At 72.8% G+C, this 6,171-nt stretch carries 6 protein-coding genes and 1 pseudogene; 3 read left to right on the forward strand and 4 right to left on the reverse strand.

Features of this window, described 5'->3' with window-relative positions:
- Positions 1-152: 152 nt before the first annotated feature.
- Positions 153-767, reverse strand: coding sequence for a dihydrofolate reductase family protein (locus tag AB0J04_RS45010; RefSeq protein WP_363174527.1), 615 nt, complete (start codon positions 765-767; stop codon positions 153-155).
- 173 nt (positions 768-940) lie between these two features.
- Between AB0J04_RS45010 and AB0J04_RS45015 the strand changes: the two genes are divergently transcribed.
- A complete protein-coding gene (locus tag AB0J04_RS45015) occupies positions 941-1,411 on the forward strand; it encodes a hypothetical protein (protein WP_363174523.1) in 471 nt (156 codons plus the stop codon).
- Between the two features lie 334 nt (positions 1,412-1,745).
- Positions 1,746-3,098, forward strand: coding sequence for a hypothetical protein (locus AB0J04_RS45020; RefSeq protein WP_363174528.1), 1,353 nt, complete (start codon positions 1,746-1,748; stop codon positions 3,096-3,098).
- A gap of 9 nt (positions 3,099-3,107) precedes the next feature.
- Here AB0J04_RS45020 and AB0J04_RS45025 read toward each other — a convergent pair whose 3' ends face one another.
- A complete protein-coding gene (locus tag AB0J04_RS45025; protein WP_363174524.1) occupies positions 3,108-4,097 on the reverse strand; it encodes an NAD(P)-dependent alcohol dehydrogenase in 990 nt (329 codons plus the stop codon).
- Positions 4,098-4,232: 135 nt separating this feature from the next.
- Complete coding sequence (locus tag AB0J04_RS45030; protein ID WP_363174525.1) at positions 4,233-4,934, reverse strand: TetR/AcrR family transcriptional regulator C-terminal domain-containing protein; 702 nt, start codon at positions 4,932-4,934, stop codon at positions 4,233-4,235.
- Between the two features lie 204 nt (positions 4,935-5,138).
- Between AB0J04_RS45030 and AB0J04_RS45035 the strand changes: the two genes are divergently transcribed.
- Entirely contained in the window at positions 5,139-5,561 is a 423-nt protein-coding gene (locus AB0J04_RS45035) for a VOC family protein (RefSeq protein ID WP_363174526.1), read from the forward strand.
- A gap of 70 nt (positions 5,562-5,631) precedes the next feature.
- On the opposite strand, the pseudogene AB0J04_RS45040 reads toward AB0J04_RS45035, so the two are convergent.
- Positions 5,632-6,171, reverse strand: a pseudogene (locus AB0J04_RS45040) (LLM class flavin-dependent oxidoreductase); the annotation flags it as partial.

Below are 6,171 nucleotides of genomic sequence, written 5' to 3' on the forward strand. Positions count from 1 at the left end.
CTCGTACTGGACGTACTTGGGCTTTCGGCCGGTGCGGCGAGAGTGCGTGCCGGGCGTCGCGACGGGGCGAACGTTGCCTGCCGCGGCACTAGGTCCGACGCCGGTCCCCTTCGTCGGCTTCATCCACTCACGACCCGGCAGGGACGCCCGGGTCACTTCACGAAGCGGTATTTCAGGTGGGTGGCGAGGGGCGTGTCGACCACCCTGACCGCCTCGACGTCCCGCCGCCCGGGCCCCAGCCCCTCGAAGAGCCGCAGTCCCGCTCCGAGGAGCGCGGGCACCACGTGCAGTTGCAGTTCGTCGATGAGTCCCGCTCCGAGGTACTGCTGCACGGTGCTCGCCCCGCCCGCGATGTCGACGTTCCGGTCCCCGGCGGCGGCCTTCGCCTGGTCGAGGGCGCTGTGGATGCCGTCGGTGACGAAGGTGAAGATGGTGCCGCCCTCCTTGACCAGGGCGGGCCGGGGCCGGTGGGTGAGCACGAAGACCGGCGTCCGGAACGGCGGGTTGTCGCCCCAGAACTCCTCGCCCGTGTCGTACATCGTCCGCCCCATGACCACCGCTCCGGTGGCGTCGAACCACTCGCGCATCAGCTCGGAGTCACGGTTCTCCTCCCCGCCGGTCATGCCCTGACGCTCCCGCCAGCTCGCCAGGTCGTGGATCCACTCGAAGAGCGGCTCGGCGCCGTCGCCCCCCGGGTTGTCGACGGCGACATCGGTGCCGGCGATGTAGCCGTCGAGGGAGACGGCCATGTCCGCGGTCACGGTCACGCTCATGATGGGATGCTCCTGAACTCCTGGGATGTCCTGCCTTCACTCTCACGTCGATCGGGAGCCGACGCATTCGACATGCCCCGCCGGTCCGTCCGAAAGGGCGAGATCGAGCCGTCGAAGTCCCTCCCTCACACGGAAGTTGACGGCATGCCACCAGGCTGTGCCCGGCTGTGCCCGGCCTCGGGACGCTGCCGCTCAAGGAGGACCCGAAGACGACGACCACCCGTCAGGTCGTCCAGTCGGCCACCAGCCGGCAGCCGGTGGCCGGTGGCCGGTGGCCGGTGGCCGGAGTGTCCGTCCGGCGGGGCGACGAGGTCACCGTGCGCGTCCTCTCGGGAGAGCGGACCGGCGACTACCGCACCTGGCCCATGACCGGGCCGAGCGGATACGACGCCGCCACCGACAAGCTGATGGAGAGGGCGAAGGACTGCAAGGTCAAGCCCACGGCTCCGCTCCGCGCCCTGCTGGCGCGTCTCGTGGGCGAGCAGGACTTCCCTGTCCACTCCGTCGGGCAGAAGCCGACCTTCCAGGCTGCCGGGAACGGCACCCTGCAACTGGGCGCGAGCGACGTCGCCGGCCTCTGCTCCCAGGACAACAGGGGCTCGATGACCGTGCAGGTGACCGTCACGCATCAACCGTGACCACCCGACGCCTGAAGCATGGAGGTGCGTTACGCCGTTCGGCGGCGCCCCCCGCGCCCGCGCCGACCATGGATGAAACGTTGCGGCTGTAGGGGCTGCTGGACCGGCCCTTGTCGCAGCCCCGCGTCCCATGGGGCGAAAAACGGACCCTGCGGGCGGTAGGGGCAAGGGGTGAGCGATGAGCGACAGTTCCCAGGCCACGCTGGTCGACAGCGCCCGCGGGCGAGGGGCGCCGGCGGCCGAAGCCGCACCGTGGCCGGCTCACGGCACCGCGTGGCTCGCCTTCGTCGCGGGGGCCTTCACCTTGGCCCAACTCCTCCTCGTCCGGCCGGGGATGGGCCTCGGCTGGGACGAGACGGTCTACGTCAGCCAGGTCGGCCCGCACGCACCGGCCGCGTTCTTCAGCGCCCCGCGCGCCCGCGGCGTCCCGCTGCTGGTGGCGCCGATCGCCGCGTGGTCGTCGTCCACCGAACTGCTGCGGGTCTACCTCGCGGCCCTGTCCGGCCTGACGCTCTTCCTCGCGCTGCGCGCCTGGCGGGGTGTCTTCCCGGTCCGCGTGCTCGCGGCCGCGGGCGGCCTGTTCGCCACGCTGTGGGTGACGCTGTTCTACGGCCCGCAGGCCATGCCCAACTACTGGGTCGCGGTCGCCGCGCTGGCCGGCACCGGATACTTCCTGCGCGCCCAGGCCGACCGTCGCGACCGTACGGCCCTGTGGGGCGTGGGCCTGAGCGCCGCCGTGATGGCCTGGATGCGTCCCACGGACGCGCTCTGGACGACCCTGCCGCTGCTCGTCCTGCTCGTGTGCATACCGCGGTGGCGGCGGCTCGCGCTGCTGTCGGCGCTGGCCGGGGGCCTGACCGCCGGGGCGGCCGAGTGGGTCGTCGAGGCGTACGTCTCCTACGGCGGCCTGGCGCAGCGGCTGTCGGACGGCTCCCGCATCCAGGGCGGACTGGGCTGGAACATCGCAGTCCTGGACCAACTGCGCAGCCTGGGCGGACGCTCCCTGTGCCGCCCGTGCACCGGCGGCCTGCCCCACCCGGCGGTGACGCTCTGGTGGTACGCCCTGCCGCTGCTCGCCGCCCTCGCACTCGTGGTGGCCGTCCGGGCCCGGCGCACGGCCGCCACGCTGGTGCCGCTGGCCTGCGCCGCGACGGCGGCCCTCCCGTACCTCTTCCTCATCGGATACGCCGCGCCCCGCTTCCTGCTGCCCACCTACGCGCTGCTCGCCGTGCCGGTCGCCGACCTGCTCGTCCGCCTGGTCACGACACCGGACCGGGTCCGGCGCTCGGTGGCGGTGACCTGCGTGGCCATCGGGCTGGCCGGGCACCTCGCCGTGCAGTTCGCCGTGCTGGACCGCACGGTGCGGCGGACCACGGCCGCCCACCACAACTGGACCCAGGTCGCGGCCGGTCTGCACCGGCTCGGCGTACGACCGCCCTGTCTGCTCACCGGGCACTACAACGTCCCGATCGCCTTCTACACGGGCTGCTCCTCCGTGGCGACCACCGGCCACAACGCCAACACCACCGCGGCGACCCTGCTGCGGACCGCGCGGCACACCCCGGTCGCCGTACTGGCGAAGGGGGACGTCGGCCCGCCCGCGTACGCCCGTGCCTGGCCCTGGCACGAGGTGGCCGGCTGGCGGGTGTACGTGCCGCCGACCGCGTCGCCGGCACCGGCACACTGAGCGCGGCGCTCACGGCACGGTGATCACGGTCTTGCCGCGGGCGTGGCCCCCTTCCACATGGCGCAGTCCCTCGGCGGTGTCGGCCAGGGGGTAGGTCCGGTCGACCACCGGGGTGAGCGTGCCGGCCTCGATGAGCGCGGTGACGGCGAGCAGGTCCTCGCGGGTGGGCCCGGCCGGGGACGAGGGGAGGATCGGGCGGAGCCGCTGCCGGGCGAACGCGTCGGCCGCGACCAGCCGCAGCATGGAGCCCACCGCTCCGAAGACATGGCCGGGCGAGCCGCCTCCGTTGGCCACCAGGGTCCCGGTGGGGGTGAGCGCCCGGCGCAGTCGGCTCAGCGGGCGGTTGCCCACGTTGTCCAGGATCACGTCGTAGCGCACGCGTCCGTCGGTGAAGTCCTGCCGGGCGTAGTCGACGACGTGCGCGGCGCCCAGCGCGGCCACCAGATCGGTGTTGCGGGCGCTGCACACCCCGGTGACCTCCGCGCCGAGAGCCGCGGCGATCTGTACGGCGAACGTGCCGACGCCACCGGCGGCCCCGTTGACCAGCACCCGCTGCCCGGCCCGCGTCCGCCCCACGGTCCGGATGCCGCGCAGGGCGGTCACCGCCCCCATCGGCACGGCCGCGGCCTGCTCGAAGGTCAGGCCGGCGGGCTTGCGCACCAGCAGGTCCGCGGCGGTGAGCGCGTACTCGGCGAAGGAGCCCGGGCAGAAGCCCAGCACCTCGTCGCCGGGCGCGAGTCCGGGTACGTCGGCGCCGACCGCCTCCACCCGTCCGGCCGCGTCGATGCCGGCCACCCGGCACTTCGGCCGGGTCAGCCCCACGCCTCCCATCAGCCGCGCGACATACGGGTCGCCGCGCAGCAGGTGCCAGTCGTAGGGGTTGAGGGCGGCGGCGTGCACCCGTACCAGCACCTGGCCGGCCCCGGCCGTCGGCCGGTCGGTGTCCGCGAGCCGCAGTGTGTCCGGCGGACCGAACCGCTCCTGAACGATCGCCTTCATCAGGTCTCGTCTCCCCGTCACCGCGTGATCACGACTGGGAGGTGTACGGCGTACACCCCAGTCGCACGGTAGGTGTACGCCGTACACCCGTCAAGGGGCGAGGAGGACCGCCGCAGGCATGCGAGGCGTGGTGGATCAGGCCGCGCCCTGGAGCCGTTCGAGGCCGTCCAGGGTCAGGTCCAGCGCGAACTCGAACTCGAACTGGTCGTCGCAGCCCGAGCCGACGACGGACTCCTCGTCGTGGGCGACCGCCATGGCCAGTTCGGCGATGTGGGGATAGCGCGCGGCCATCTCCTCGGGCGGCAGCGCGTCCGGATCCGGCTCGCCGTCGGAGCCCTCCTCGAACAGCTCCTGGGAGAAGCCCAGCAGCCGGCTCCCCATGACGTGCATCGCGTGATGGACCAGGTCGATCGAGAAGCCCCCGGCCCGGAAGATCCCGATCATCGAGTCCAGATAGGCCAGGAGCGCGGGCGTCGGGGCGGACCTCGCCTTCATGCGCGACTCGATGACCGCGGGCGCCCACGGGTGGCGCAGCAGCATGCGGCGGGCCGACAGCACCCGCAGGCGAACGGCGGTCTTCCAGTCGGCGTCGCCGACCGGCGGGTCGATCTCGCCGACGAGGACGTCGATCATGCCGTCCAGCAGCTCGTTCTTGTGGGCCACGTGCTTGTACAACGCCATGGGCACGACACCGAGCGCCTGCGCGATCCGGCGCATGCTGAGCGCGTCGGCTCCGCCTTCGTCGGCCAGGGCGACGGCGGCACTCAGCACCCGCTGTCTGCTCAAGGGTGCGCGGGGCTGCGCGGCGGTGCCGACCTGCGTGGCCATCTCCACCATCCCCTTCCGTGCGGGCGGGCCGCGGAGCCGACCCTCGTCCCCGTCGACGAAGGTACAACGTCCGTGGCCACCGATGAGTTCGGCGTCTCGCGTCGGTCATACGGGGGACGGTGCCGACGCGGCCGGAACCGTCCCGGGTGCCGTTGTCAGTGCCCCCGGCTAAGGTCCGCAGAACCGACCCGCCGCCTCTTTCAGGAGGATTCCATGGCTTCTCGACTCAACCCCTACATCAACTTCGCCGGTGACGCCCGGCAGGCGCTGGAGCTCTACAAGGAGGTCTTCGGCGGCACCCTGTCGCTGAACACGTACGGCGACTTCGGCCAGGCCGACGCCCCGGGCTCGGCCGGCGCGGACAAGATCATGCACGGCATGCTGGAGGCTCCCAACGGCTTCACCCTGATGGCCGCGGACACCCCGCCCGGGATGGACTTCACCGTCGGCAACAACATCTCCGTGAGTCTGAGCGGGGACGACGACGCGGAGCTGCGCGGCTACTGGGACAAGCTGTCCGCCGCCGGCACGGTGTCGGTGCCGCTGGACAAGCAGATGTGGGGCGACGTGTTCGGCATGTGCACGGACCGCTTCGGCATCACCTGGATGGTCGACATCACCGCGGCGCAGGGCTGAGACCGAGACCGGGTACGAGGCCGGCCGCCCAGGCGTCGGCCTCGCCCCGGCCGGCCTCGACGCGGGCGCCTCACGCCGGGCGGCGCCCCTGGAGCGAGGCGGCGACGAGTTCCTCCGCGACGCGGCGCGCGATGCCGTCGGGGCAGGGCGCGGCCAGCCCGAGGACGATGTGCCGGAAACCGGCGTCGACCGCTTCGGCGATCGCGTGCCGGGTCGCGTCGGGGTCGTCGCAGGAGACCTGGAGCACGATCGAACGCGTGATGGCGGCCGGATCGCGCCCGATCTCGACACAGTGGCGGTCGAGCAGTGCGCTGCGCTCGACGGCGTCGGCGATGTCGCCGCCCGGGATGTTCCACAGGTCTGCGTGCTCGGCGACCACGCGCAGCGTCGCGGCGGCCGTCCGCCGACGAGAAAGGGCGGGTGGGGGCGTCGGACCGGTTCGGGGTTGCCGAAGGCGCCGACCGGCTGGACATGGGCGCCGCGGAAGTCGAACGGTTCGGTCTCGATCCACAGCCGCCGGATCACCGTGCACGCCTCGGCGAGGCCGTCCACGGCGTGGGCGGTGTCGTGGAAGGGCAGACCGTGGGCTTCGTACTCGCGCCCGGCCAGG

The sequence above is a fragment of the Streptomyces sp. NPDC050263 genome, from assembly GCF_040655955.1.
Lineage (GTDB): Bacteria > Actinomycetota > Actinomycetes > Streptomycetales > Streptomycetaceae > Streptomyces.

Bases quoted from the DNA above. Each gene is read 5' to 3' on its own strand.
- AB0J04_RS45020 (WP_363174528.1), top strand. From the start codon at position 1,746: ATGGGCCTCGGCTGGGACGAGACGGTCTACGTCAGCCAGGTCGGCCCG.
- AB0J04_RS45025 (WP_363174524.1), bottom strand. From the start codon at position 4,097: ATGAAGGCGATCGTTCAGGAGCGGTTCGGTCCGCCGGACACACTGCGG.
- AB0J04_RS45030 (WP_363174525.1), bottom strand. From the start codon at position 4,934: ATGGTGGAGATGGCCACGCAGGTCGGCACCGCCGCGCAGCCCCGCGCA.
- AB0J04_RS45035 (WP_363174526.1), top strand. From the start codon at position 5,139: ATGGCTTCTCGACTCAACCCCTACATCAACTTCGCCGGTGACGCCCGG.